Here is a 24951-nt window from a genome sequence, read left to right as displayed (position 1 = left end):
CTCCTCACTCAAATTTTGGAACTGGGACTTTGTCGAGTATCTTCTCTATTATGGCTTCTTGACTGACTTTTGTATACCATAGTTCCCTTTTCAATATAATTCTATGGCTCAAAGCTGGAACAGCGATCGCCTTCACATCGTCTGGAATTACATAATCTCTCCCATTAATGGCTGCGTAAGCTCTTGCCAACTTGAGAAGGGCCAAGCTTCCCCTTGGAGATACACCAACTTCGATATCCCTCTTATCCTCCCTAGTGGCCCATACTATCGACACTATATATTCAATTATTGCATCGCTCACATACACGTCTTCGATCTCCTTCTGCATTTTTAGAACGTCTTCTGGACTCACCACAGGTTTAATATCGACTTCTTCCTGCTTTCTCTCTATTCTCCTCCTCAGAATCTCTTTTTCATCTTCACGATTTGGGTATCCAACTCTAAGTCTAACTAAAAACCTGTCTAGCTGGGCTTCTGGGAGGGGATACGTTCCCTCCTGCTCTATTGGATTCTGAGTTGCTATTACGATAAATGGTTTGGGAAGGGGATACGTCTTCCCATCTATTGTTACCTGTCTTTCTTGCATAGCCTCAAGAAGGGCTGATTGGGTCTTGGGAGGTGATCTGTTTATTTCATCGGCTAGGAGAATGTTGGTAAATACCGGTCCTTTTCTAAATTCAAACTCTAGTGTTTTCTGATTAAATACATTAATACCCAGGATGTCGCTTGGCAATAAGTCAGGTGTAAACTGAACTCTCTTAAATTGAAGGCCAAGCGCCTTTGCGAAGCTCTTAGCCATTAAGGTTTTTGCAAGTCCAGGGAGGTCTTCAATGAGAATATGGCCATCCGCTAGTATTGAAGCGAGAATCAACTTCAGAACACCATCCTTCCCAACTATGGCTTTTTTAACTTCATCTAATATCATCTTAGCTTTCTTTTCTATGTTCATTTTACCTCCTCCTCTAATATTTCCAGTGATCTTTCTAATCTTTCGAGGAAATTGCTTTCATCTTTAAGTAACCTTAAAGCTTCAGGCGGGTTCTTCCTTAAGTCTGAATATTCGTAACCCATATTGTGATATGCCTCTAAGATATGATCAACTACTATCCTCCTGGCTGTGTTACTTCTCTCTGTTCTCTTAACTATATTTGATAGACGTCTAATTTCATCATCCATGTTGACTTCCGGTTTAAATCTAAATTTTGCCGGTATTTCGACGTCTTCTAGAGAATATACGAATAGGATGGCTGCGGTTATTATCGCAAATATCCACCTAACTAGATAGGAGCCATAAGTGAATGCAACCATTGCCGGAATAAGAGGTATTATGTACTTAACTTTCACCCTTTATCACCTGATACAGCTTGTATGCCTTTTCTGCATCTTCATACGTGACTTTGTCTGGTGCGTATTTGGCTTTTTCAAAGAGTCTTGCTAACTCTACATACGCTCTCCTCTTATAAGCCACCTTTTCAGCGTGTTCCCAATGCGTCCAGCTTTCTTTATATGGTATCCCTAACACTTCGAGCCATAATACGGCTTTTTTGTACAGCTCTATAACTGCTTCCCTGGGGTTTGAAAACAGATCCAGGCCCTTTTCTTGGAGCTTTATATCAAAGTCCGTGAGTGTTCTCTTTACTTGTCTCTTCTTTGTAATGGTTCTTACCCCTCGAATGACTTCAAGTCCCAGGAAAACTGTTATTGTCAGTAGCAGGATTATCGGGATGTAACTTATCAGAGTGGGAACGGGCTTGCTCATGACTGGAGGTCTGAAGAGCGTTGGGGAGGTGCCTCCTACGGCGACTCTCGTACTTGTTTCGTTTTTTGGTGATTTTGCAAGAAGTTTGAGTCCTTTGGTGATGATGAAGAAGTATACCATAACCATTACAAATGAGAGGCCATAAAGGATAAGCTCTTTAAGGGAGAACTTCCAATTATACATATCTTCCCTCTCTATGTCCTTTTCCCTTATCAGAATTAGGAATATAAACGCAACTATTGCCGCAAAAATATAGATGAAGACTATTGCCTCAAGAATTACGTCGGCACTTAAACTTCCCCACTCGCTATGGGCTGTTCCCCTGATTAAACCAATCATTGCAAGTATTACGATAAATAGTAGCACGATCCTTGCTCTCATTGATACATGCTTGGGAGTCCTAATGTTTAAACTTTTCTATATAGTGCAAAGAATTTCATGTATGTTAAATTAGGAGCAAGCAAGTCTTAAATATTCCATTATGCAATAATGAAATTCGACAATATACTTGGGGGTGCATTAATGGGTGGAATTATGGACTTTGTCAATTGGTTGGATGGTGAAGTTTGGGGACCGCCAATGATAGTCCTTTTGTTGGGTACAGGATTGCTACTTACAATAGTGCTCAAAGGAATACAGTTCAGGAGACTTGGATGGTCGATTCGATATACGCTCTTTGAAGGTAGGAAAAAGACTGGCGAAGGAGATATTACGCCGTTTCAAGCTTTAATGGCAACGATCTCAGGAACTGTAGGAATCGGTAACATTGCTGGAGTCGCTACGGCAATTCACTTTGGCGGTCCTGGGGCACTCTTCTGGATGTGGGTTACGGCACTTGTTGGAATGGCAACCAGATATTCAGAGGGCCTCTTGGGCGTTGCCTTCAGAAGCAAACTCCCAGATGGAACAATGATCGGAGGAACATTTAATTTCCTCGAGAGGGGCTTTTCAGAAGTTAAGGGGACTGGAATTAGCAGGGTCATAGCCTCGATAATGACGATACTCTTTGCAATCTTTATTGCAAAGGATGGGCTTGGTCTCAGCGGAGGACTCAAGATCTTGGCGTTTATCATTGCAGTTCTCTTTGCGATCCTTGGATTGGCACTTCTGAAGGAGGAGTTTTTACCGAGCATTGGAAAAATACTGGCAGTATTATTCGCCCTGTTCGCGGCAATAGCAGCTTTTGGCATTGGTAACATGACACAGTCAAATTCAGTGGCTGCGGCAATAAAGGAAGCATTCAGTATTCCAGTATGGGTTACTGGACTTGCGCTGGCTGTTCTAACGTTCATAGTAGTCATTGGTGGAATTAAGAGGATCGGTGAAGTTGCCGAGATGCTCGTTCCCTTCATGGCAATAATCTACTTCCTCTTCGCGGTCGGAGTCTGGATCAAGTTTGCAGGCCAGATACCAAGTGCAATTGCGACAATAATCAAGGATGCGTTCACAGGAAAGGCAGTTGCCGGTGGTGCCATAGGCCAGGTTATAATCTGGGGTGTCAAGAGAGGTCTCTTCTCCAATGAGGCAGGCCTTGGAACGGCAACCCTCGCCCACGCTGCCGCTAAAACTGATCATCCCTCTAGACAGGCTCACGTTGCTATGCTCGGTCCATTCATTGACACACTGATAATCTGCTCACTTACTGGAATAAGCATAGTAGTTACCGGAGCTTATGCAAAGTACCCAGATTTAAACGGTGCACCGCTCACTCAGGCAGCATTTGCTGAAGCGTTCGGGCAGATAGGAAAGATAATGGTGGCAATAGGAATAGTGCTCTTCGCATATTCCACGATTCTGGCGTGGTCATTCTACGGAAGGCAGAACGTCATGTACTTAGCTAAGTGGATCACCCAGGATCCAAACAAGTTCGCCAACCTCTATCCAAAGCTCCACCTCGTTTACAACCTACTCTTCGTGATCTTCATCTACATCGGTGCAGTCAAGCCACTTGAGGACGTCTGGAACTTCTCGGATATGATGAACGGGCTGATGGCCATTCCAAACCTCATCGGACTGATAGTGCTATACCCAATAATCAAGCAGTACACCGAGGAGTTCATATCCAAGAACCCATAACGTTTGTCATTCTTCCAACTTTTTTCGCTTAACTTATATTTTTTGTTCACATAATATTTCTTTGAGATGATGCATTATGGAGTATCCTCGAATAGTTGTTAAGCCCCCAGGACCAAAAGCAAAGGAGCTTGTAGAGAGGGAAAGAAAGGTACTATCAACGGGAATCGGAGTAAAGCTGTTTCCCTTAGTTCCTAAAAGAGGGTTTGGCCCGCTTATAGAAGATGTCGATGGCAATATATTTATAGACTTCTTGGCGGGAGCTGCAGCTGCATCCACGGGCTACGCTCATCCCAAACTGGTGAAGGCAGTTCAGGAGCAAGTAGAGTTAATTCAACACTCGATGATTGGCTACACTCACAATGAAAGGGCGATACGGGTCGCTGAAAAACTGGCAAAGATCTCGATAATAAAGAACCCCAAGATAATATTCGGGCTAAGCGGAAGCGATGCCGTAGATATGGCGATTAAGGTCTCAAAGTTTTCAACTAGAAGGCCGTGGATTCTGGCCTTTATAGGGGCATATCACGGGCAGACGTTTGGGGCAACTTCCATAGCATCCTTCCAAGTCTCCCAGAAGAGGGGTTACTCTCCGCTAATGCCCCAGGTGTTCTGGCTTCCATACCCGAATCCCTACAGGAACGTATGGGGAATTAACGGTTACGAGGAGCCCGACGAGCTCATAAACAGGTTCCTTGACTACCTTGAGAACTACGTATTTGCCCACGTTGTTCCCCCGGATGAAGTTGCCGCCCTCTTTGCTGAACCAATTCAGGGTGATGCGGGAATAGTTGTTCCTCCGGAGAACTTCTTCAAGGAACTAAAGCCAATCCTCGAGGAGCATGGAATCCTTTTGGTTATGGATGAAGTTCAGACCGGAATAGGAAGGACTGGAAAGTGGTGGGGTAGCGAGTGGTTCGACGTTGAGCCTGACTTGATGATCTTTGGCAAAGGTGTTGCAAGCGGAATGGGCCTCAGTGGGGTCATCGGAAAGGAAGAGCCTATGGAAGTGACGAGCGGCTCTGCCCTTCTTACGCCAGCCGCAAATCCGGTAATATCTGCAGCAGCTGAGGCTACGCTAGAGATAATAGAAGAGGAAAAACTATTGGAGAATGCCCTGAGGGTTGGAGAGTTCATAAGGAAGAGGCTAAGGGAAATGCAGGAGAGGTACGAGATAATAGGTGATGTCAGAGGAAAAGGACTAATGATCGGAGTGGAGATAGTTAAAGAAGGGGATAAGCCAGATCCGGAGATGACAGGGAAGATCTGCTGGAGGGCATTCGAGCTTGGCCTAATCCTCCCGAGCTATGGAATGTTTGGGAACGTGATAAGGATAACCCCGCCACTTGTTCTAACCCAAGAGGTCGCGGAGAAGGCCTTGGAGATAATTGAGCAAGCGATCAAAGATGCCATGGCTGGAAAAGTTGAGAGGAAAGTAACAACGTGGCACTAGCTACTTCTTCCTCTTTCTAATTTTTATTCTCGCTATATCCCCCAGAGTTGGCTCGTAGTCCTTGGGGATTAAGGGCTTTTGCTCGAAGTCAGCCTCAACTTTCTCAATGAGCTTTATCTTAAAGAATCTTTCAAGCTTCCTGGCCTCTTCAATTGTCGGCGTGTACTCTCCGTGAGCTATCCTCCTCAGAACGTTAACGGAGAGACCCACTTTATGGGAGAGCTCCTCATAACTCAGCCCGCTCCTCCTTATTGCCTCCATGACCCTCTCCGCGTAGTCCTCAACGATGTCCTCGGTTATTAACGGCCTCTCCCTTCTCACCTGGGGCCTGGGCCTTGGAGTTGATGCTCTTCTCGTTGGCTCTCTCCTGGGCATTATGCTGAAGGTTCCGGGCTTCCTCCCGTACTTTCTGTAGCACTCGTCACAGACCAAAAGTTCGGCACCTTCAATCCTTATAACGTGCCCCTGCCCCCTTATCTCCCTTCCACAAAGCTCGCAGTACCTTGGCTTAGCCTTGGCCATAACTTTCCCCACTAAGCCTTTTAAGTTGGGCATTAAAAAACATAGTGGCTGGCGATGATGAGAGCGAACTGCACTGAAAAGTGATGATAGGGCCTTGCTGAGCGTGGTTAAAATGATCGACCTGAAGAAAACGACGCATGAGATGATAAAGAACGGGACGTGGAAGTACGAAAGGGGAGTGTTCTGGCAAGCTTTACCCCAGGGTGTAGTGGGCTACGATGGAGACTTCATAGTTCCCGAGAATCTCTCGCGGGGAGAGAAGAAGGAGGCTATAGAGAAGATAAGGTTTGTCCTGGGGCTTGATACGGATCTAGAATCCTTTTACTCCGAGATAAGCGATTCAAAGTTTGCGTTTTTGATCGAGGAATTTTATGGCTTGACTATTCCTGGGGCTCCAAGCTTGTATCAGGCGATAGTTGAGGTTATAGCTCAGCAGCAGATAAGTTTTGAGTTCGCACAGAAGGCGATACACAACCTAGTGAGGCTAGCTGGGAGAAAAGCGGGTGATCTATACCTGTTTCCAGAACCCCAGGATATCCTCTCCTTAGGGGATAAAATCAGAGAAGCGAAGCTTGGATATAGAGCCAACTACATACTTTCCGTAACCCAGGAGTTCATTAAAGGAAATTTGAGGCTTGATCTGTGGGAGTTTAGTGAAGAGGAAGCGATAAGGTACCTCACGAAGTTCAAGGGCATCGGGAAGTGGAGTGCAGAGTTGTTCCTAATGTACGGACTTCGAAAGAACGTTTATCCGGCTGGAGATTTAGGGTTGAGGAGGGGGATAGCCAAGATATTTGGGCTGAAGGTGAAGGACGTTAGGGAGAAGGACGTTAGAGAGGTCATAGAACCTTACGGTAAGTGGAAGTCCCTACTAGCTTTCTACATCCTGTGCTATGATAGAAAAACCCAGGGGGTGAGAAAATGAAGATTAGCGAGTTCCAAGAGATGATCAGAGAGATTTACTATCACAAGGATAAGAAGAGAGGAGTTGAGAGGACGTTTTTCTGGTTTGTTGAGGAGGTTGGTGAACTAGCCGAGGCTTTGAGAAAGAACAATAAAGATGCCCTAGAAGAGGAGTTTGCCGATGTTTTGGCTTGGCTCGCGAGTTTAGCAAATCTTGTGGGTATTGATTTGGAGGAGGCGGCAAAGAAGAAGTATCCTGGGGTGTGTCCGTATTGTGGAAAAAAGCCCTGCGAGTGTCCGGAGGATTAATACTGGCATTCCTTTTCCTCTCTAGACATCCCTTTTCTCTGATCCTAGCTACATCTATACTTGGTTTTCTAACTGGAAGCAGATTATTTAAGAACTCTGATCCTTGGGAAGTTCTGCTTTTGAGCCCCGGTATTGGCTTCATTGTAGTGATTCTTGTTGGGCTATTTTTTGGTAGAATAGGGATCCCTTTTTCTGTTATCTGGCCCACTATGGCTGTTTTTTCGGTTGTTTTAAGTCTAAAGACGAGTATAAGGATTAAAATTGAAAATTTTGACGGTGCAGTCCTTCTAGCATCAATCTTCCTCTCGTTTTTGGTCAGGAGCTTTTACTTCCTCCTTCCAGACTATAGGGCCGCTGATACGTGGTTTCATGGCTCAAAAGTCAAAATGATATTGCTTTCTAATACCCCATACTTTTCCCCCTCACTCGTTCCTGAATACTTCAGCAAGACTATTTCGAACTACCCCCCAGGTTATCATGTCTTAGTTGCTTTCTATACTGGCGGGGTTAGTGGGGAGATCATATATGCTATGAATGCCCTGAGACTTTTTGAAATAGCGTACCTTCCGGTTGCTACATATTTGGTTGGTAAGAAGATAAAGCGAGAAATTGGGTTAATAGCAGCTCCCATTACCTCTGTTTCTGCTCTCTATTTCTACTTTGTGCAATATGCCCTATTACCGGCCTTTTTCAATTATCTTCTCTTTCTGTTTTCCGCGTTTGTCCTATTTGAAGTCAGGGAGGAGAGGTCCAGCCCAGCAATACTTGGGATTTTTGGCGGGACTATGGGGATTGTTCACCCCTACCAGTATATAGTTTTCCAGATAATGGCACTTCTCGTCTTGAGAGATCTTAGGAAGTTCTCATATCAATTAGCCACGAGCCTAATATTGATGATAATTTTCATGCCCCTTCCTCAGAAATATGCTGAAGGAACAGTTAAGGTCAACAGCTACTACCCAAATAAGGACAACCCTGAGTTCCTTAAACACATGCTAAAATATACCTTTGTGTCGAATGGTCAAATTATCTTTGGTCTTGCATTTTTGCTTGGTCTATTTGTCTACAGGCCAATCTCGGGAACTTTTTTTGTTATTCTGCTTATAATCCTTAACAAAATATTCTTCAGGGTTCATGTTCCAGTAGTATCTGCCATATGGAACTCGGAGAGAGCATTTATGCTTGCCACACCTCTGATACCCATAATAAGTGCCCAGGGGCTCTACTTGATAATAAGGCGCTGGAGATCCTTGGGGGTGTTTCTCTTAATCGCGGGTATTGCACTCGCTTTCCCATATGTAAGAATAGAGCACCTCGCAAGTGAGTCCTCTTACTTGCTAGACGATGAAACTGTGGATTTCATTCTTAAAGTTCACAAAATTGTCGGAGATCATGAAGTATTGACGGCATGTGAGTTTGATTCGGGAAGATGGATACCGATACTAACCGATACTCCAATAAAATGCTATGGAGGGGGAGTTGATAATGCAACCTACATCTACGTTGACAGCAGGGGAGCTGGGGAGCTTAGGGCGTATCCACTAGATGTTACCCAGCTCTATTCTAAATATGGAATACTTGAGTTTTATAATGGCCTCTGGTTGTTGTCCCGGGTAAATAAGACCTCTAGCAGAGCTATTGAGAAGGTGTGCTCGTATTACCTAGCATCGGGGGAGATAAGTTGGCTGAACTCAACGAAGTACTTTGTCCATGGCTTCATAATAAAGAACTATGCCACTCAAAAGCTAAGGCTTATGGGATATCCTTACGCCGTCTCGGTATCAAAGAATTCAACGATACTGTTCTGTACAAAGGAGTACATTAAAATGTTGGAAATTAAAATTGCAGTAGGAAAAGGACGTGAAAAAGCAAATATTTACGTTGACGATAGGCTAGCTCTGACAACTGAACTTTCAGAAAAACCAAAGGTACTAAGAATTCCAGTAAATCTAGCTCCAGGCCTTCACGATATAAGGATACTATGCAATTGCTCATACCTAAACCCCCTGGGGGTTGAATATGTGAGGTTTGAGGGTGGTTGAAATGAGAAAAGAAATACTCCTTCTCTCCGTGATTGCAGTATATGTCATCCTAAGGGCGCCGCTTCTCTTTCATTTCTATGGGTCTTTTGACTACGATGAGGGAACTTACCTGATGATAGGAAAAGAATTTGCCAGGGGAACTATACCGTATAAGGATATATTCACTGTTCATCCTCCCCTTTATTACATCCTGTTAGCGTTGTGGTTTAAGATATTCCCCGCAACGTACGTTTGGGGTAGAGGTCTGTCCCTGTTCCTCGGCCTTGTTTCGGTTATATTAGCCTATAAACTTGGTGAGGCCTTGGGGGGAAGGGGAATTCTTATAGCGTTAATTCCAACCTTAGACCTTCAGACAATATTCCTTAACTCCCTGGCATTACACGAGACTCTTCTCGAGCTTTTCGTTTTCTTGAGTGTATATCTTTACATTAAGGGAAGACCAAAGCTCTCTGCTTTTGTTCTCGGGATGGGGACCTCAATCAAGCACACGTTCTTACCTTTTGCGGTTGCAATACTGATGAGCATTATTGTGAACGTAAGAGTCAAAAGAAGCATCTTCAAAGCATTGGTAGAGGCGTATCTAGCGTACATCCTTATTATCACGCCAGTGACAATCTTATACCCTCATAAATTGACTAAGGGTATATTTCCAGTTCCTGGGTTCTCATCAATTGAGATTATGGGAGCGAAGTATGGATTACTCACTTTTTTGCTCCTGTTAACGTATTTCGCGCTTAAGGAGAAGGCTGTGGAATTTAATGCTTCTTTTGACCTATACAGAGCATTTTCCCTGCTCTCATATGCTATAATTGGAAAGGCAATAGTTGAACTACCATTTTTCCTCCTATGTGGGAATGAATATATAGAAGATGTCTACTTAGCAAATAAAGGTAGAGGGATCCTTTTTATGGGCTTACCCTCAGCGCTAGCTAGTGTTATCTCGAATATAAGAGGATCAAATTTTGAAATGCTGTATCCCTACACCCTCCTACTCTTCCTATTGTTCCTTTACGTAACCGTGGGGGAGAAAATGAGGGAGGATTTAGTTAAGTTACTGTTTTTTGGTGCCTTATTTTATGCTCTAGCTCCAATGCCTGGGGCCCCTCGCTTTCTATATCCCTTAATCCTCTTGGCCATGATAGCGCTTTCTACTTCGCTAAGGGATCCAAAAAAAGTTGCCCCCTTCTTGGTAATATCTTTGATATTTTCGGCCACACTGCCCCAGGGAAAGCTTCCAATAGCATTCCTTGAGCATGAAGAAATTCTTTGGGAGCCAGAAGTTGAAGGGTCTGCTTATTCCTTTAATCCAATGATAGCTTTCATTCACGGCATTTCAGAACCCCCTTACTATATTGATAACTTTGGTCTCCTGTACTTGAGAAAGCTTGATCCAGGGGAGTTCATGAAGGGGCTTGGGAATACGTCAACAATAATAGTTGATACATGGTTCTATTCGATGCTCAAAAAACCTGGGTTAGGAGAAAAGTACAAGGAAATTCTAAATGTTCTTCACACTAATTATACCCTCACGTATGCCCACTCTTACTCGGACGGTGAAGTTGTTGAAGTTTATAAAAAGGGTAGCGCTAAACCATTGAATATAGGAACAGAGAGAGGTTCTCTGGTGCTTTTTCACAATGGGGATAAAATCTTAGGGCTGAGCTTTCATGAGAGCCCAATTTCACTAAAGGTGGTGGCAAGTGGCAACGATTATGCAGTAGTCCAGGATAACACTTCGGCAAGAATTAGTTTAGTGGGTTCTACTCTTGTCATTTATGCCAAGGAGGTTATATTGAAAGTTCCAGGGAACTTTACGATCCTTAACAACACCATGTTTTTTGGAAAATATAAAATAATAATCAAGGGGAAGATAGATGTCAGAAAAGGGTATATTAAACTTGGAGGGCAAGGGGGGAAAATAGTAATAAAGGTGGATACTATCTATTAGCCTCTTCACTTGTTATGTTGAGGATTCCTTCCTTTACATTGGATATAACATTACCTGCTGTTCTATTGGCTGTAGAAGCCTCACTGTGGGTATAAGTTGCTACATAGCCAACAACTATGAATATTATTACTATAGTGATCCCCAAGAGTATGAGGTACTCGATAGAACCTTGTGACCTCTTCACTAGAATTCACCTTGGTAAAAATATTTTAAAAGTCAGAGAATTAAAAAGAGGTATATTCACTTGGTTGCGTTGCTGATGGCTTGACTTATAGCACTCTGAATGAGCTGTCCTGCCTGGCTTACCGTCTGGTTAGCTTGCTGTCCTGCCGTTTCACCTGTACCCCTCAGGTACCTTATTACTACCGCTATTATTATCAAGGCTGCAGCAATCATGAAAAGGTATTCAATTGCTCCTTGAGCCTTTCTCATTTCCTACACCTCCGCGTTTGATACTCTATAATATCTTCTATCGAAGCCTATATATACATTAACCCCCAATTCTGCTTGTGATATAAATCATTTTTGTAGGTGTTGAAATATGCTTGCTATATTGCACTCAGAAGGGGCTAACGTAAGGGAATGCATCAAAAATTTGAACAATCTAGCTCAAAGAAAGTTCCCACCGCGTGGAAAAGTCACAACATCGAAAATAAAGATAACAATGGGTGCATTTTTATCGATCTCAATAATGGCATCTTTTGACCTTGGAGAGCCATACAAGCCTGGCATAATAGTTGATTATGCCGTCTCCGGGAGCAAGGATCGAGCAATAGAGGAGCTTCAGGAGAAACTGAACTCCAAAATAACACCTGACATAGAAATTCAAGACTTCTCCTTGGAAACATACACTACTCCAGTAACTAGAAGAACCTATGCGGTTGCAGTGATCTTATATAATAAGCCCGTTAAAACAAGTTTTGAAGAATTAAAGCTCCAAAGTAGGAGGAAAATATTGGCAAAGCTACTCGAGCTAGTAAACTTTAATCCTAAGGCATTGAACATCTCCGAGCTGGCCAGAATGTTTGGCGTTTCTAGGGATACAATTTACAATGACATCCAGCAAATACTGAAGGGTCAAGAAAGTTGAAGTTTTTAAGTTCCCACAATCTTCTTTTACTGGGATGAAAGATGACGCTTAAAGTTAGATTTCCAAAGGATATCCGTGAGTACGCGAGAAATGAGAAGGTTAAAGAATCACTTATCAAGCTCACTGAGACGGCTTTAGCACAGGCTATTGAAAACTTTCACAGAAGAATGATAGTTCTTCAAGGTGAAACCCTAGAGAAGGCCAAACTCGCTGGAATTCTAGCTGGAGGCGTTGCTCGGGTTATCTCCGAGTACATCCCCGAATTTCTCGATAGAAAGCTTAGGGACACCGAGGGGGTAGAGGTTCTGTATGCTACAGACGCACTGGGGGAAGAAACGTATGGAAGAAGGAGATTTGAGGAATTCAGGAAGCACTTCTCCGTTCTTGCCCCGAATGCCGATTTAACATCTGTAACTTTCAAGTATAGCAGGGACATCCTGGGGAGGACTTTTGATGTCCTGATAATTGATCTAAGCTACGACTACTCTCCGAACGATCTTGGAAGGATCATTGAAACCGTAAGGGGTGGAGGGATAATATTCGTCCTCACAAATCCGTTTGAGAAGTGGAAGGACATGTGGACGGGATTCCACAAGAGTCTAGTTACACCACCATACACCATAGAGGACGTGAAGAAGAGGTTCAATAGGAGGTTAATCAGAAAGTTCACGGAGCATAAGGGAATATACATAATAAACGCCGACAAGAAAAAGGCTGAAAGGAAGCCCAGGAAGTACAAGAGTCAAGCAAAGCTCCCTGAGAGGGAAAAAGTTGAGATCCCAAAGGATACGAGGTTTCCCAGGGAGTTGTACGAACTGTGCCTAACTAGGGGTCAAGTTGAAGTTCTGAGGGCCCTTGAGAGCTTAATAGAAAACGAGGGAATGATAGTCCTAACGGCTGATAGGGGGAGGGGTAAGAGCGTTTCCGTGGGAATAGCTGCTGTAGGTCTGGCCGTCACAAGCAAGAAGAAAAGGTTTAGGATAGTTGTTACGGCCCCAGAGATAGAGAACGTGCAAAGTCTGTTCAGGTTCGCGAAGAGGAGCTTAGAAGTTCTGGGTTACAAGACGAAGACCGTTAAAGAAAATGGCCTAATAAAAGAGCTATACGCCAAAGGAATTGCCCTAAGGTATTACCCACCAACTAAGGGTTATAGGCAGAAAGCTGACCTCTACATAGTCGATGAAGCAGCAGGGATTCACGTTCCAATTCTGCACAGGTACCTCGAGAAAGAAAGGGTTGTATTCTCCTCAACAATACATGGTTACGAGGGAGCTGGAAGGGGGTTCTCGGTTAAGTTCCTCAAGAAGGCTAAGGAGAAGAGGGAGTATAAGGAAGTCCACCTCTCAGTTCCAATAAGGTATGCGGAGGGAGACCCAATAGAGAAGTGGCTATTCGATGTTCTCCTCTTAGATGCTGAGCCAGTTGAGCTAACCGAGGAGGATTATGAGTTAATAAGGAAGATGGAAGTTTATCTAGAGGAGCCTGACTTAGATGACTGGTTCGAGAACGACAGGGAAGACCTGAGACACTTCGTTGGGATCTACGTTTTAGCCCACTACAGAAACAGGCCAAGCGATGTAGCTTTACTGGCCGATGCTCCTCACCATGAAGCCAGGGTTCTAAGGCTCAAGAACGGGAAAATTGTAACTGCAATCCAGATAGCTAAGGAGGGAGGAATTCCAAAGGCGGTAATAGATAAGATGGCCAAGGGATACAAGCCTCCCGGCAATATAATCCCGGATATGATGGTTAAGCACCACTACGCTAAGGAGTTCGCAAAGCTGAGGGGCTATAGGGTTGTGAGAATAGCAACGCACCCGGATGCGATGGATCTGGGCTTGGGAAGCAAGGCTCTCGAGTTACTCGTTAAGGAAGCCGAGGAGAAGGGCCTTGACTGGGTTGGTTCAGGTTTCGGTGCGAGCCCCGAGCTAATAAGGTTCTGGGTGAGGAATGGCTTCGCCGTGGTTCACCTAAGTCCAACGAGGAATCCCGTGAGCGGTGAGTATACTGCAATAGTCATAAAGCCGATAAGCGAGAGGGCTAAGGAGATCGTGAAGAAAGCCAATGATGAGTTCAGGTTAAGGCTAACGGAATGGTTAGGTGACACCCATAGGGATCTTGAGCCCGAAATAGCGAGGTGGCTTTTCGAGACCCCGTTCGGTGAGGCTGTTAGCTACCCAATATACCTCACTAAGACCCAAAAGAGGAGGCTCGAAATGTTCATAAAGAGAGTTCTAACGTACGACACCGTGGTAGATGCCGTCAAGCCCTTAGTAAAGCTGTACTTCCTCGACGGCTGGATGAGGCCTTACCTCGATGAGAGGCAGATAGTACTTCTGATCCACAGGGTTCTCCAAGCCCACGATTGGAAGGAGACTGCCAAGCTGATAAACAGGACTGAGCTATACACCATGATAGAGCTCAGGGACATAATTAGGGGATTGTGGTATTATTATAAGCACATGATCAAGGAGGAAAACGATATAAGCTGATGGAATATTTATCCAAATCGTGAGGAAGGTAAGTCTTACCCTCTCTCTACTTTCAATTGCCTCCATACTAATAGCTCTGTCCTTTGGTTCAGTTAAGATTCCGCTTAGAGAGGTTTTTTCATCTCTTAACCCTTCAACGATTTCTCTTTATAGGAGCGGGAACTTGTCGGGCATGGAATTCATAATCCTGGGGATCAGGTTGCCGAGAATCTTGTTAGCATATCTCGTTGGTTTCTCATTAGCTCTCTCAGGAACGGCAACTCAGGCCCTCTTCAAGAATCCCCTCGCTGATCCCTATATACTGGGCATAAGTGGGGGAGCCTCTATAGGGGCGGCCTTGGCTCTAGTTTACAACACCAGGTATATTGAAGTTGCGGCTTTCCTTGGGGCCATCCTTGCTGTTTACTTGGTGTATTCAATATCCAAGGTCAACGGGCACATTCCTGTTGACATTCTCCTACTGGCTGGAATAGCTGTGGGATTCTTCTCTCATGCCGTAACTTCGTACATTCTTTATATGAACAAGGATAAAGTTCATCAGGGTTTGCTGTGGCTTTTTGGAACTTTTGCCCTCGCGACATGGAGGAAAGTAGGGATAATGCTTGGGGTTTCTGTATTAGGTGCAGTTCTGCTGTTCCTAAGCTGGAGGGAGCTAAACCTCCTCTTGTTGGGGGAAGAGAGCATAGCCCTGGGCTTGGATGTTAACCTGTACCGGAAGATGATAATATTTGCAGTTTCCATAATGACGGGCGTTGCCGTTGCTGAGAGTGGTATAATTGGCTTTGTGGGGCTTGTAAGCCCGCACGTAATGAGGCTTATAGTCGGGCCGAATCACAAGAGGCTACTTCCTACTGCTGCAATGTTCGGAGGGATATTGATGGTTCTCTCTGACCTAATATCCAGGACTGCAACACCGCCCGTTGAGATTCCAATAGGGATAGTCACTGCTCTTTTCGGGGCACCGTTCTTTGCATACCTCCTGATGAGGAAGAAGAGAGGTGAGCTGTATGCCTGATCTTAACGTTCACATATCATTTTCGTACGGAAAAAGAAAAATCTTAGATAACGTTTCTTTTACCGCTAAAAAGGGCAAGTTGCTGGCGATAATAGGGCCCAATGGATCCGGGAAATCCACCCTACTTAAGTGCATAGCTGGGATACTAAGGCCGGAGGGTGAGATAAAGTACGGGGACATAAACTTGATTGGTCTAAGACCTAAGGAAAGAGCGAAGATAGTTTCCTACGTTCCTCAGAGCTCTTTCCCTGAGTTCGCCTTTACGGTTGAAGAGTTCGTTGAGCTTGGAACGTACGCAAGTGGTGGAGATGTTGAAGAGGCCTTGAGAAGCGTTGGACTTTTGGAAAAGAAAAATGAGCTGATAACCAACCTGAGCGGTGGCGAGTATCAGCTGGCCTTAATAGCGAGGGCTCTAGCCCAGGGAAGTGATGTAATGTTACTGGATGAGCCAACTAGTCACCTTGACATAAACCACGCAAAAGAAGTTGTCGACCTCCTACTCAAGCTCAAGGAAGAAAAGGTCATAGTGGCTGTTCTCCACGATCTTAATATAGCCCTCAACTACGCGGATGAAATCCTTGTTCTCAAATACGGTAGGGTTCTCTGGCGTGGGACTCCTGAGGACATCTCAGAAAAGGTGATATGGGAGAGCTACAATGTAGTGCCCAAGGTCATCAGGGCCAACGGAATGAAGGCAGTGATACCTTAACGTTATTAAGCCTCACGACTACTTCTACCCATGAGGTTCTTCGTGAGCGGAATGCCCGGAGTTGGGAAGACAACATTAGCCAAGAGGATAGCGGATGAAATAAGACGAGAGGGCTACAAGGTCGGAGGGATAATAACTCAAGAGATAAGGAGCGGCCCGAAGAGGGTTGGCTTTAGGGTGATAGCGATCGACACGGGTGAAATTGGCAGGTTGGCTTACGTTGGCTACGGGCAACCTAGGCTGGGAAAGTATGTTATAGATATTGAGGGTTTTGAGAGGGTCGCAATTCCAGCGATATCAAGGGCCCTCAGGGAAGCTGACCTGATAATAATAGATGAGATAGGGCCAATGGAGTTCAAGAGCAACGAATTCTTAAAGGCTCTCGGCCTAGTTCTCAAGAGTGAAAAGCCCCTCCTAGCTACCGTTCACAGGAAACTAGTTGAGAGGTACAGGCCTTTGGGAGAGTACTATTGGCTGACTCCAGAGAACAGGAACGAAGTTTTCGCGGAGATCCTGGGGAAGGTTAAGAGGGGACTGAAAAATGAGAACCCAGGTGATAAAGCCAAAGATTAGGGAAATTCTCTCTAAGGAGCTTCCCCCCGAGTTAGTGAGCTTGCTCCCGAAGAGATGGGTTAAGATAGGAGATGTTTTGTTGCTTCCCCTCCGGCCAGAGCTTGAGCCCTACAAGCACAGAATAGCCCAAGTGTACGCTGAGGTCATTGGTGCAAAGGCCGTCTTGAGGAAGGGCCACATACACGGGGAAACGAGGAAGCCTGATTATGAATTGCTTTACGGAAAGGATACTGTAACGATTCATGTTGAAAACGGGATTAAGTACAAGCTTGACGTTGCCAAGATAATGTTCTCCCCCGCGAACGTCAAAGAGAGGGTTAGGATGGCGAGCATTGCTAGGCCCGATGAGCTCGTCGTTGACATGTTCGCTGGGGTAGGGCACTTAAGCCTCCCAATAGCCGTTCACTGTAAAGCTAGGGTGATAGCGATAGAGAAAGATCCCTACACCTTCAAATTCTTGGTAGAGAATATTCATCTAAACAAAGTCCAAGACAGGATGACGGCATACAATATGGACAATAGGGACTTCCCTGGGAAGGACATAGCCGATAGAATACTCATGGGCTACGTCGTTAAAACCCATGAATTCATCCCTAAAGCCCTCGAGATAGCCAAGAATGAAGCTATAATCCATTACCACAACACAGTTCCCGAAAAGTTAATGCCGAGGGAACCCCTTGAAACCTTCAAAAAGATTGCTAGGGAGCACGGATATGAGGTTGAAAAGCTGAACGAGCTCAAAATAAAGAGGTATGCCCCAGGGGTTTGGCACGTCGTCTTGGATCTGAGGGTGTACAAGACCTGAGGTGGTTAGCATGGTGACGTTCTTGGCCGTAGGCGAGAAGCCCAACAGGGATGGAGTAGTGTACGTGGCAAAGCTCCTTAAAAGGGAGGGCTTAGTTGACGACTATACGATAACGGAGAAACCCAGGGAGGACAAAATTTACGTTATTGGGGATCACTCCGGAACTTATAGTATCCTCCGGGCCCTAAAACCTCCTGCCGTCTTGAGCGTAGATGCTCATACTGACCTAATGCAGGATTACTTCGATCACGCCTCTTGGCTTGCCTACGCGCTTAAGGATAGGATAGTTGAGAGGGCAAGCGTCATAGGGGCTGTCCTGATGATACCCACTACCGAAAGGACGAAGCTGTGGACGAGGAACGTTAGAATATTCCCCGCCTTACCTAGGACTAGAAGAGTTAGGGGTAGGTGGAGGAGGTACATGAACCTAGAGCAACACGGACTTAAAGTTATAGACGAGGCTAGAAGATTCCTGGGGGATGAGATCTACCTTACAATAGATTTGGATGTGTTGAGGCCTGAATACAGGATAGCCAGATTCCAGCATGGAGAGTTAACTCTCAAGGATCTGCTTGAGATTCTTGAGAAGATTTTGAGGGACTTCACTATAGTTGCAGTTGACATTGCTGAAGTCAGCGACAGGGTTGCAAGGTCAAAGCTCGGTAGAAGAGCAGTAATAGAAGTGTTCTCCCTTATCAGGGAGGTGGTCTCATGATAACCGACGAAGAAATCAGAAAGGTAATAGCCCCTCTCCTTCTCTCAGGTGCAAAAATGCTTGACAAGCACTGTCCTAAATGTGGCTCCCCTCTCTTTGAAAAAGACGGGAGGGTCTTTTGTCCCGTTTGTGAGTACAGGGAAAAGAAGAGGGAGCGGGAGCTTAAAGGCGTAGAGGAAGTTTTAATGGAAAAGTTTAAAGAGCTAGCGAATTCAATGCCTACGGAAGTTGAAAAGCTTAGGGTTCATCTTGAGGTCATGGAAAAGCTACTTACAATAATCGAGAGGTATAAAAAGCTGGAGGGAGGAAAATGAAGCATCTGAAAATCCTAAAAGCCCTTGAGGCTGGGGAGAAGAGTGAAGAGGAAATATCAAGAGAGACGGGGCTTTCGAGGCTTGAAACAAGAAGGTTTCTCCTTAGGCTCGCGGAGCAGGGAAAAGTTGAGAGCTTTCAAAAGGACGGTAAGATATTCTGGAAGATAAGGGAGAAAAAGCCAGAAGAGGAAGAGTTTAAGTACCTTTAGGCGCTCTCTGCCTTCTCCCAGTACTCCTCAAACTTCTTCCTGAAGAGGTCAACGACCCTGTGATCCTTTATCCAAACTTGGGTCTCGTAGTTGAAGTACCTTGCTGCGAGGTCTTCGAGAGCAAAGAACACTTCCTCGTCACAGATAAGCATTGGCAGGTCAAACTTCTCGAGAACCTTAAGCTCGATCTTTCCATCGTTTGCATACTGAACTAGCTTTGAACCTTTGATCCTGGGTAGGAGGTTCTTGGTCAAGATTATCTTGGCCTTAACTCCTCTGTCAACGGCCTTGATTATATCGTCCTCAAGGTTAATCGCAATGAAGCCATCATCTGCAAGGAAGAGTTCGTTCTGAACTTCTTCGAGCATCTCTTTGGTCTTTAATGTTGAGTTTTTGATTCCTCTAACGACCCATACTCTCTCAACACCGTACTTTGGAACTTCTGTCTCTATGAGGGGAGCCATGAGCTCAAGTAGCTCCTCCTTAGCCTTCTTCTTAGCTTCGAGTTCTTCTTTCACTCTCTCCTGCCAGTCCTGAATGAACTTCTCGAGTATGTTAGCTGGGTGTACTGGTCTGTACTTGTTTGTCTTACCTGGTTGATTCATGGCAAAGCCCTTTTTCTCGAGGCTTCTCAGGACATCGTAAGTCCTTGGTGCAGGAACTTCAGAAACACTTGCCAACTCTGCAGGTGTAAGAACTCCAAACGCTACTAAGGCAACGTAAGCTCTAGCTTCGTATAAGTTTAGCTCAAAATGTTCTTGTAATAGCTCTACCATCCTATCCTTGCTCATTCTTACCACCACCACAAACTTGTCAATATTTTTGGGACTTAACTGTTATATAAAAGTTTTCCCATATTATGATAAAGCTTTAACTTTACACCATCGAAGAGGTAAATACTTATGATACTTATAGGAGGATTGCATGTTCATGCATATGATTTCTACCTAATAAGATTTTTGATGATACCATAATAATCAAATCCAGATTAATTGTTCCAAATACGGAACACTAACTCAACAAAGAAAAAGAGTATCAAGAGGAGGCAACGTACCTCTTTATTTCTTCATAAAGCTCGTTGAGAACGTCCTGATAATTGACCTTTGCTTCTTCAATTTCGTCCATAATCTTCTCCAACTGCCTTGTCCTTTCCTCGCTTACTAAGTCTCTATATTTGCTTACTAAATAATGATAGACCTTTATTCCCTTATCTGTGGGAACTAACTTCTTTTTACCTTTTGTCTCTATTACGTACCCTCTCTGTAACAGCGTCTGGACTATTTTTGCATAGGTGGAGGGCCTACCTATTCCCCTCTCCTTCATTAATGCAATAACGTCACCTTGGGTGTACAGGGAGACTTTTGGGGCTCTCCAGTGCTTTACTTCCTTAACTTTAAGTTTCTGACCCTTCTCGAGCTTGGGTATCTGCTTTAGGGGTAGTGGCTTTATCTTGGACCACCCATCGTATAGTACCTCGATGTAGCCCTCAACTTCAACTTCTCCAAACGGTGTCTCAAGAACTGCCTTTTCGTAGAGAACTTTAGCTGGTTTCATCTGACTAGCTATGAACCTTCTGAATATCATGTCATAGAGCCTGAAGTGATCCCTAGTTAGGTTCCTTGGTAAAGTTATTATCCCATCTCTGATTAGCTGAATAAGCCTCCCAGTGTCAATTGGCCTCGTTGGTCTTATCGCTTCATGGGCCCCCTCCTCTCCCCACTTCCTGGGGGCGAAGTATTCCTCTCCAATCTCCTGGGTTATGTACTCCTTGGCGATCTCTATTCCAGTATTGCTCACGTGAGTTGAGTCAGTTCTGTGATAACTTGTTAAACCCAACTCGAAAAGATCCTGGGCCAGTTGCATGGTCTTCGTGGCAGAAAAGCCCAGGAACCTTGAAGCATCCTGAAGCATTGCATCGGTAGTGTACGGTGGGAGTGGATTGATTTCCCTCTCCTCTATCGTTACCTCCTTGACCGTGACCTCTTCAACCTCCCCCTTAACGCCCTCGAGGGTCACGTTTATGCCGTTTTCAAGGGTTATCCCCAGGAAGTCCGTTTCACTCTCAGTGAACTCCTTGTACCTCTGCACTATCCACCCCAGGACTGGAGTTTGAACCCTCCCCGCGGAGAGGTTCCTATTCTCGAAGACCTGCCACAGTTTTTGGCTCAGCTCGAATCCTATCCATCTATCCTCTATCCTCCTGACGAGCTGGGCATTTACCCTATCTTCGTTTATGTCCCTTGCCTCCTTTATCGCCTTGAGAATTGCCGGCCTCGTTACCTCGTGGAACTCTATCCTCTTTATGTTTGGAGCGTACGGCGAGAGAACGTTCCTTATGTCCCACGCTATCTTTTCTCCCTCGGTATCTGGGTCTGTACCGATTAGTATCTCATCAACTTCCTGGGCAAGATCTCTCATTGCCTTGACGTTTTCAAGGGCATCATGAACGTTCCTGCTTCCACACTTGGGGCAAACTCCTTTCTGCTCCCAGTCCACAAACTGATGACCACAGTCCCTGCACCTCTTAATTGTATCGTAGACGGGAACAAAGTACCTCTTCCCCTCCCTCTCAAGCATTAGAACTCCATGATAGCCTTCCGTGGTAACGAGGTCGAACATATGGCCTCCACTAGCTAATATCGTGAGCATCTTATCTCCAATGCTGACTTCGTAAGCTACGAGGTCTCCAATTCTCCTCTTGCTTGGCTGACCAAAGAAGTTCGCTATTGTCCTTGCTTTGTTTGGGCTTTCAACAATCATTAAGGCAGATTTTACGAGATCCTTTACCTGCTCGCTTATCTTGCCCTCAATAACTAATCTTACCTTTTCTCTATCCCTATCGATCTCCTTGAGTATCTCCTCAAGGTTGATCTCGTCAAACCTCTTTATCTCGAACTCCACAAAGCGCCAGCGCATCTGCCTCACTAAACCGTTGAATACCTTCTGATCATCGACGATGATAACGCTAAGTCCCTTCGTAATTCCACCTGCAAAAAGTCTTGACGTTCTTCCACTTGCCTGAATATAGGTTCTCACATCTGGAATTTCAATGTACCATTTTTCTCCTTCTTTCTTTAGGCTCAGGAAGGGATTCTCGGCAATTTTATTCAGAACTTCCTTATCCTTGAGAGCAGACCTCAGGAATTCAACGGCCTGCCTAAATACCTCAAGAACGTGACTGTGAAATCCTTCAAGCTCTAGGCCTTCCGCTAGGGCTTCCTCTATCTTCATAAGCTCGAATTGGGGAATGTTCCTAATGAGCCTTCTAAGCCTTGCATATAATTTTTCTCCTTCACTCCTTTTCTCCTCGGGCAAGAACTCTAGGATTTCACTCATTAAGCCTAGAACTCTATAGATAGTCGGTTGTTCAAGGTCAAGGGAAAACCTAAATTTGGGAACTCCCGTGAAAATTGCGAATCTTATGAGGTGGGGCAGATCTAATCCCCTAACTATGGTTCCATAATAAGTTGCAACCCCCACTAGGTAGTCCACTTTCTCCTGCTCAAAGAGCTCTAAGCCCTTCTTGTTCTTAGCAGATACAAGCTCAACTTTAAAGCCTCTCTCCTTCAGATAGTTCGTTAACTGTTCAGCGTACTCTATCCCCTTATCTATTGGAACGAAAATTAGGCCCCCTTTACCAAGCTTTTCTAGTAGCTCCACAACGTGCTCTTCCATGCCTTTCTCTGGAAGTATATAAGTATCGACTATGTTCCTGAGAACGCTCCTTCCACTTCCAACCTCAAAGCCCAAAAGCTCACGGTAGAGCTTAATTCTATCACCCTTTGCACTTCCTGTAGCGGATGCAACTATTAGAATTCCTATTTCATGCTCCCTCTTATATCTCTCTATTCCCCTTTCAAGTCTCTCTATTTCCTTGTTTAGCTTTTCTACTTCCTCGCTAGAATTCTCTTTTGAGAGGAGTTTTGCCAGTTGCTTCTTTAACTTTATTATTTCCCAGGCCTTTCCTATAATTTCATTATTAAAGCCGAGCATTAAGAGTGACCTATCTATGTTCTTGCTGGCCTTAAGAAACGCATCAACATCATCGACGAATATCAAGTCAAAGTGCTTGTCCTTTAAAAGCTCATCGAACCTAGTAGCTAAGAATTGGCTTGATGTTACAAGGATATCAAAATCTCCTGATTTTATCTTTTCTAATGCCTCTTCTTTCTCCTTCTTCTTTAAATTGCCGTGATAATAGACAAGGTTTACAGAAACACCAGCTTTTTCAATCATCCCCTTAATCTTCTTGACCGTTTGGATCACTAGGGGTGTTGTAGGGACCACAATGTAGCTTTTCTTCCCCTTAATTGCGAAGTATATTGAGATAAATGCACCAAATGTACTCTTACCCATTCCCGTGGGAGCTATTATGGAAAAACTTTTCCCTTTAATTATCCTTTTGACCCATGTTCTCTGGGCGCTCCAAAACGTGAAACCTGTAGCTTTCTTAAAGAACTCTTCAACGTCCTTTACCTCTTTATTTAACCTGTATATTTTCTCCCACTCTTTTAGCGTTCCTCTCAGCTTTAGTGCATTCCTAATGGCAGTTATGAGCTCAAAGTAGTCCTCATGAACTTCGGGTTCATCAAGGCATGCATCACATGGGTTCTTGTTTGCAAGTCTATTGTCGGTTATGGCACCGTTACAGTTTGGGCACATCTCCCTATAGATTGCCTTCATAACTTCTCCCTCTTACTTTTACTTCGAGCTGTTTTTTCTTAAAAAGGTTTTCTAAGGGCTCAAATCAAAAAATTAATCTTATCTAATTCAGAAATAGTTATATCTCTCTTTAGATAACTATCCAAGGGATGAACGATGTTTGAAGGTAGCGAGTATGAGAGGTGGATAAAGCAGGCTGAGAGAACATTAAGGTCTGCGGAGAGGGATTTGGAGTACAAGGACTATGAGTGGGCGAGCTTTAAGGCTCAGCAGGCGGCAGAATTAGCAATGAAAGCAATAACAAGGGCTTTAGGAATCACACTTCCTGGGCATTCCATAACAAAACTTCTAAAGGCTTTAGAAGAGCATGGAGTTAAAGTACCAGATGAAATGTATAATATGGCAATGGAGCTTGATAGGAACTACATAACATCAAGGTATCCACTAGCGTACTCTGAGGGTTCCCCTTACGAGTACTACTCTGAGGATATAGCTAGGAAGCTGATAAACTATGCAAAAGAACTGGTAGAGTTTGCAAAAAGAATAGCAATTCAAAAGGTAGAAGATGGAGAGTGAACCATTTCCTCTGCAACATTTTTCCTTGGTTTTCTGAACACTATAACATCGGAAACCCCCTGCACTCCGTGCTGGAACCTCTCAAAAAGCTTGTACTCTCTGAAGAATATCGACCCAATTGCAAGTTGAGAGGCTAGATCCCAGAGCCTGTGGTACTCTTCAGTGACCTTCTCGAATCCTGGGAGCTTATAATAAGTCCTCTTAAACGCCCCTCTCCCTTTATCGTAGCCTGAATGCACTGAGGCCAGCTGATAGCCTTCACCCTCGCTCTCAACGAGGAAGTCCTTGTAACCCACCATGTACATTATTCCATAAACTCTGTCGGTCTCTTCGATTATGAAGTACCCCTCCTTTGAAAGGGTTAGGGCAACTGAGGCGAACAGCTTTACAGCATCGAATGCGTCGAAGTGGGGCATCGTTAATCCCCAAAGCACCGCAATATCATGTTCTCCAACGAGCTCGTGAACACTCCTAGCGTCTCCAACGACTTTATCTACTGGGACATCTCTCCCCGAAATTTTAATCCACTCGTTGACCTTCTCCAAATCATCCCCTCTTGCGTCAAGAACTGTAAGCTTTGATGCGTTGGTAGCTAAAGCAAAGGCAACGCCCGCTATTCCCGTTCCAGCACATATATCTAAAATTCTCTCATTTTCTGGGAGAGCAAGCTTTTTTGCTACCTCAACTATCCTCTGGAATCGCTTTCTTGCTCCCTCATCTTTAGGATCCATCCTCCATCTTAGATACTTGTATAGTTCCTCAAGTGACATGAGTTTAATAAA

At 44.6% G+C, this 24951-nt stretch carries 25 protein-coding genes; 16 read left to right on the top strand and 9 right to left on the bottom strand.

Features of this window, described 5'->3' with window-relative positions; all coding sequences use genetic code 11:
• Positions 1–4 precede the first annotated feature (4 nt).
• Genes A3L04_RS09990 through A3L04_RS09980 form a run of 3 tightly spaced genes read right to left on the bottom strand, consistent with a single transcriptional unit; the run spans position 5 to position 2140 of the window.
• Positions 5–949, bottom strand: a complete 945-nt coding sequence (locus A3L04_RS09990) for an AAA family ATPase (RefSeq protein ID WP_068577725.1) — start codon at positions 947–949, stop codon at positions 5–7.
• Positions 946–1344, bottom strand: coding sequence for a hypothetical protein (locus tag A3L04_RS09985; protein WP_084448878.1), 399 nt, complete (start codon positions 1342–1344; stop codon positions 946–948). Before A3L04_RS09985 ends, A3L04_RS09990 begins: the two co-directional genes overlap by 4 nt.
• Positions 1334–2140, bottom strand: a complete 807-nt coding sequence (locus A3L04_RS09980) for a DUF4129 domain-containing protein (RefSeq protein ID WP_068577724.1) — start codon at positions 2138–2140, stop codon at positions 1334–1336. Before A3L04_RS09980 ends, A3L04_RS09985 begins: the two co-directional genes overlap by 11 nt.
• 141 nt (positions 2141–2281) lie before the next feature.
• On the opposite strand from A3L04_RS09980, the gene A3L04_RS09975 reads away from it, so the two are divergent.
• A complete protein-coding gene (locus A3L04_RS09975) occupies positions 2282–3835 on the top strand; it encodes an alanine/glycine:cation symporter family protein (protein ID WP_068577723.1) in 1554 nt (517 codons plus the stop codon).
• Positions 3836–3911: 76 nt separating this feature from the next.
• Entirely contained in the window at positions 3912–5285 is a 1374-nt protein-coding gene (locus tag A3L04_RS09970; protein WP_068577722.1) for an acetyl ornithine aminotransferase family protein, read from the top strand.
• Here A3L04_RS09970 and A3L04_RS09965 read toward each other — a convergent pair whose 3' ends face one another.
• A complete protein-coding gene (locus A3L04_RS09965; protein WP_068577719.1) occupies positions 5286–5807 on the bottom strand; it encodes a multiprotein bridging factor aMBF1 in 522 nt (173 codons plus the stop codon).
• A 112-nt stretch (positions 5808–5919) separates the two neighbouring features.
• Between A3L04_RS09965 and A3L04_RS09960 the strand changes: the two genes are divergently transcribed.
• From A3L04_RS09960 to A3L04_RS09945, 4 genes are read left to right on the top strand one after another with little or no spacing between them, the layout of a single operon-like run.
• Positions 5920–6732: a DNA-3-methyladenine glycosylase family protein gene (locus tag A3L04_RS09960; RefSeq protein ID WP_068577717.1), complete on the top strand. Its 813-nt coding sequence runs from the start codon at positions 5920–5922 to the stop codon at positions 6730–6732.
• Entirely contained in the window at positions 6729–7019 is a 291-nt protein-coding gene (locus tag A3L04_RS09955; protein WP_068577715.1) for a MazG nucleotide pyrophosphohydrolase domain-containing protein, read from the top strand. Before A3L04_RS09960 ends, A3L04_RS09955 begins: the two co-directional genes overlap by 4 nt.
• Positions 6983–9061, top strand: coding sequence for a hypothetical protein (locus tag A3L04_RS09950; RefSeq protein ID WP_068577714.1), 2079 nt, complete (start codon positions 6983–6985; stop codon positions 9059–9061). Before A3L04_RS09955 ends, A3L04_RS09950 begins: the two co-directional genes overlap by 37 nt.
• A 1-nt stretch (position 9062) precedes the next feature.
• Entirely contained in the window at positions 9063–11009 is a 1947-nt protein-coding gene (locus tag A3L04_RS09945) for an ArnT family glycosyltransferase (RefSeq protein ID WP_068577712.1), read from the top strand.
• On the opposite strand, the gene A3L04_RS09940 is transcribed toward A3L04_RS09945, so the two are convergent.
• Together A3L04_RS09940 and A3L04_RS09935 are read right to left on the bottom strand one after the other, a co-directional pair.
• Complete coding sequence (locus tag A3L04_RS09940) at positions 10999–11193, bottom strand: class III signal peptide-containing protein (protein ID WP_068577710.1); 195 nt, start codon at positions 11191–11193, stop codon at positions 10999–11001. The two genes, A3L04_RS09945 and A3L04_RS09940, sit on opposite strands and share 11 nt — an antisense overlap.
• Before the next feature lie 56 nt (positions 11194–11249).
• Complete coding sequence (locus A3L04_RS09935) at positions 11250–11441, bottom strand: class III signal peptide-containing protein (RefSeq protein WP_068577705.1); 192 nt, start codon at positions 11439–11441, stop codon at positions 11250–11252.
• 109 nt (positions 11442–11550) lie between these two features.
• Between A3L04_RS09935 and A3L04_RS09930 the strand changes: the two genes are divergently transcribed.
• Genes A3L04_RS09930 through A3L04_RS09890 form a run of 9 tightly spaced genes read left to right on the top strand, consistent with a single transcriptional unit; the run spans position 11551 to position 18931 of the window.
• Complete coding sequence (locus A3L04_RS09930) at positions 11551–12099, top strand: helix-turn-helix domain-containing protein (RefSeq protein ID WP_068577702.1); 549 nt, start codon at positions 11551–11553, stop codon at positions 12097–12099.
• A gap of 41 nt (positions 12100–12140) precedes the next feature.
• Positions 12141–14591 carry a tRNA(Met) cytidine acetyltransferase TmcA gene (locus A3L04_RS09925; RefSeq protein WP_068577700.1) on the top strand — a complete coding sequence of 817 codons (2451 nt, stop codon included), beginning with the start codon at positions 12141–12143 and terminating at the stop codon, positions 14589–14591.
• A 19-nt stretch (positions 14592–14610) separates the two neighbouring features.
• Complete coding sequence (locus tag A3L04_RS09920) at positions 14611–15606, top strand: FecCD family ABC transporter permease (RefSeq protein ID WP_068577698.1); 996 nt, start codon at positions 14611–14613, stop codon at positions 15604–15606.
• On the top strand, positions 15599–16315 hold the full coding sequence (locus tag A3L04_RS09915; protein WP_068577696.1) for an ABC transporter ATP-binding protein: 717 nt from the start codon (positions 15599–15601) through the stop codon (positions 16313–16315). The genes A3L04_RS09920 and A3L04_RS09915 overlap by 8 nt, the downstream gene beginning before the upstream one ends.
• A gap of 30 nt (positions 16316–16345) precedes the next feature.
• On the top strand, positions 16346–16888 hold the full coding sequence (locus A3L04_RS09910) for an NTPase (protein WP_068577695.1): 543 nt from the start codon (positions 16346–16348) through the stop codon (positions 16886–16888).
• Positions 16857–17693, top strand: coding sequence for a tRNA(Phe) (4-demethylwyosine(37)-C(7)) aminocarboxypropyltransferase Taw2 (taw2, locus tag A3L04_RS09905; protein ID WP_068577694.1), 837 nt, complete (start codon positions 16857–16859; stop codon positions 17691–17693). The genes A3L04_RS09910 and taw2 overlap by 32 nt, the downstream gene beginning before the upstream one ends.
• Positions 17694–17703: 10 nt before the next feature.
• Positions 17704–18408, top strand: coding sequence for an arginase family protein (locus A3L04_RS09900; RefSeq protein ID WP_068577693.1), 705 nt, complete (start codon positions 17704–17706; stop codon positions 18406–18408).
• The gene (locus A3L04_RS09895) at positions 18405–18722 is read left to right on the top strand and encodes an Sjogren's syndrome/scleroderma autoantigen 1 family protein (RefSeq protein ID WP_068577691.1); all 318 of its coding nucleotides are present in this window, start codon (positions 18405–18407) and stop codon (positions 18720–18722) included. The genes A3L04_RS09900 and A3L04_RS09895 overlap by 4 nt, the downstream gene beginning before the upstream one ends.
• Entirely contained in the window at positions 18719–18931 is a 213-nt protein-coding gene (locus tag A3L04_RS09890) for a helix-turn-helix domain-containing protein (protein WP_068577688.1), read from the top strand. The genes A3L04_RS09895 and A3L04_RS09890 overlap by 4 nt, the downstream gene beginning before the upstream one ends.
• Here A3L04_RS09890 and trmBL2 read toward each other — a convergent pair.
• Positions 18928–19722: an HTH-type transcriptional regulator TrmBL2 gene (gene trmBL2 / locus A3L04_RS09885; protein ID WP_068577686.1), complete on the bottom strand. Its 795-nt coding sequence runs from the start codon at positions 19720–19722 to the stop codon at positions 18928–18930. The two genes, A3L04_RS09890 and trmBL2, sit on opposite strands and share 4 nt — an antisense overlap.
• Positions 19723–19966: 244 nt before the next feature.
• On the bottom strand, positions 19967–23614 hold the full coding sequence (gene rgy, locus A3L04_RS09880) for a reverse gyrase (protein ID WP_068577684.1): 3648 nt from the start codon (positions 23612–23614) through the stop codon (positions 19967–19969).
• A 135-nt stretch (positions 23615–23749) separates the two neighbouring features.
• Here rgy and A3L04_RS09875 point away from each other — a divergent pair, with 135 nt between their 5' ends.
• The gene (locus A3L04_RS09875) at positions 23750–24169 is read left to right on the top strand and encodes a HEPN domain-containing protein (protein WP_068577682.1); all 420 of its coding nucleotides are present in this window, start codon (positions 23750–23752) and stop codon (positions 24167–24169) included.
• Here the strand turns inward: A3L04_RS09875 and A3L04_RS09870 are convergent.
• On the bottom strand, positions 24145–24939 hold the full coding sequence (locus A3L04_RS09870) for a class I SAM-dependent methyltransferase (RefSeq protein WP_068577680.1): 795 nt from the start codon (positions 24937–24939) through the stop codon (positions 24145–24147). The genes A3L04_RS09875 and A3L04_RS09870 overlap by 25 nt on opposite strands.
• Between the last annotated feature and the right edge of the window lie 12 nt (positions 24940–24951).

Origin of the sequence: Thermococcus chitonophagus (genome assembly GCF_002214605.1) — an archaeon.
GTDB classification, from domain to species: domain Archaea; phylum Methanobacteriota_B; class Thermococci; order Thermococcales; family Thermococcaceae; genus Pyrococcus; species Pyrococcus chitonophagus.
Note: the sequence above shows the minus strand (reverse complement) of the source record. Positions and strands in the feature narration are given on the sequence as shown.

Excerpts from the sequence above, each read along its gene's own strand:
- A3L04_RS09990 (WP_068577725.1), bottom strand. The coding sequence starts at position 949 with ATGAACATAGAAAAGAAAGCTAAGATGATATTAGATGAAGTTAAAAAA.
- A3L04_RS09980 (WP_068577724.1), bottom strand. The coding sequence starts at position 2,140 with ATGAGAGCAAGGATCGTGCTACTATTTATCGTAATACTTGCAATGATT.
- A3L04_RS09975 (WP_068577723.1), top strand. The coding sequence starts at position 2,282 with ATGGGTGGAATTATGGACTTTGTCAATTGGTTGGATGGTGAAGTTTGG.
- A3L04_RS09970 (WP_068577722.1), top strand. The coding sequence starts at position 3,912 with ATGGAGTATCCTCGAATAGTTGTTAAGCCCCCAGGACCAAAAGCAAAG.
- A3L04_RS09965 (WP_068577719.1), bottom strand. The coding sequence starts at position 5,807 with ATGGCCAAGGCTAAGCCAAGGTACTGCGAGCTTTGTGGAAGGGAGATA.
- A3L04_RS09960 (WP_068577717.1), top strand. The coding sequence starts at position 5,920 with ATGATCGACCTGAAGAAAACGACGCATGAGATGATAAAGAACGGGACG.
- A3L04_RS09955 (WP_068577715.1), top strand. The coding sequence starts at position 6,729 with ATGAAGATTAGCGAGTTCCAAGAGATGATCAGAGAGATTTACTATCAC.
- A3L04_RS09945 (WP_068577712.1), top strand. The coding sequence starts at position 9,063 with ATGAGAAAAGAAATACTCCTTCTCTCCGTGATTGCAGTATATGTCATC.
- A3L04_RS09935 (WP_068577705.1), bottom strand. The coding sequence starts at position 11,441 with ATGAGAAAGGCTCAAGGAGCAATTGAATACCTTTTCATGATTGCTGCA.
- A3L04_RS09930 (WP_068577702.1), top strand. The coding sequence starts at position 11,551 with ATGCTTGCTATATTGCACTCAGAAGGGGCTAACGTAAGGGAATGCATC.
- A3L04_RS09925 (WP_068577700.1), top strand. The coding sequence starts at position 12,141 with ATGACGCTTAAAGTTAGATTTCCAAAGGATATCCGTGAGTACGCGAGA.
- A3L04_RS09915 (WP_068577696.1), top strand. The coding sequence starts at position 15,599 with ATGCCTGATCTTAACGTTCACATATCATTTTCGTACGGAAAAAGAAAA.
- A3L04_RS09910 (WP_068577695.1), top strand. The coding sequence starts at position 16,346 with ATGAGGTTCTTCGTGAGCGGAATGCCCGGAGTTGGGAAGACAACATTA.
- taw2 (WP_068577694.1), top strand. The coding sequence starts at position 16,857 with ATGAGAACCCAGGTGATAAAGCCAAAGATTAGGGAAATTCTCTCTAAG.
- A3L04_RS09900 (WP_068577693.1), top strand. The coding sequence starts at position 17,704 with ATGGTGACGTTCTTGGCCGTAGGCGAGAAGCCCAACAGGGATGGAGTA.
- A3L04_RS09895 (WP_068577691.1), top strand. The coding sequence starts at position 18,405 with ATGATAACCGACGAAGAAATCAGAAAGGTAATAGCCCCTCTCCTTCTC.
- A3L04_RS09890 (WP_068577688.1), top strand. The coding sequence starts at position 18,719 with ATGAAGCATCTGAAAATCCTAAAAGCCCTTGAGGCTGGGGAGAAGAGT.
- trmBL2 (WP_068577686.1), bottom strand. The coding sequence starts at position 19,722 with ATGAGCAAGGATAGGATGGTAGAGCTATTACAAGAACATTTTGAGCTA.
- rgy (WP_068577684.1), bottom strand. The coding sequence starts at position 23,614 with ATGAAGGCAATCTATAGGGAGATGTGCCCAAACTGTAACGGTGCCATA.
- A3L04_RS09875 (WP_068577682.1), top strand. The coding sequence starts at position 23,750 with ATGTTTGAAGGTAGCGAGTATGAGAGGTGGATAAAGCAGGCTGAGAGA.
- A3L04_RS09870 (WP_068577680.1), bottom strand. The coding sequence starts at position 24,939 with ATGTCACTTGAGGAACTATACAAGTATCTAAGATGGAGGATGGATCCT.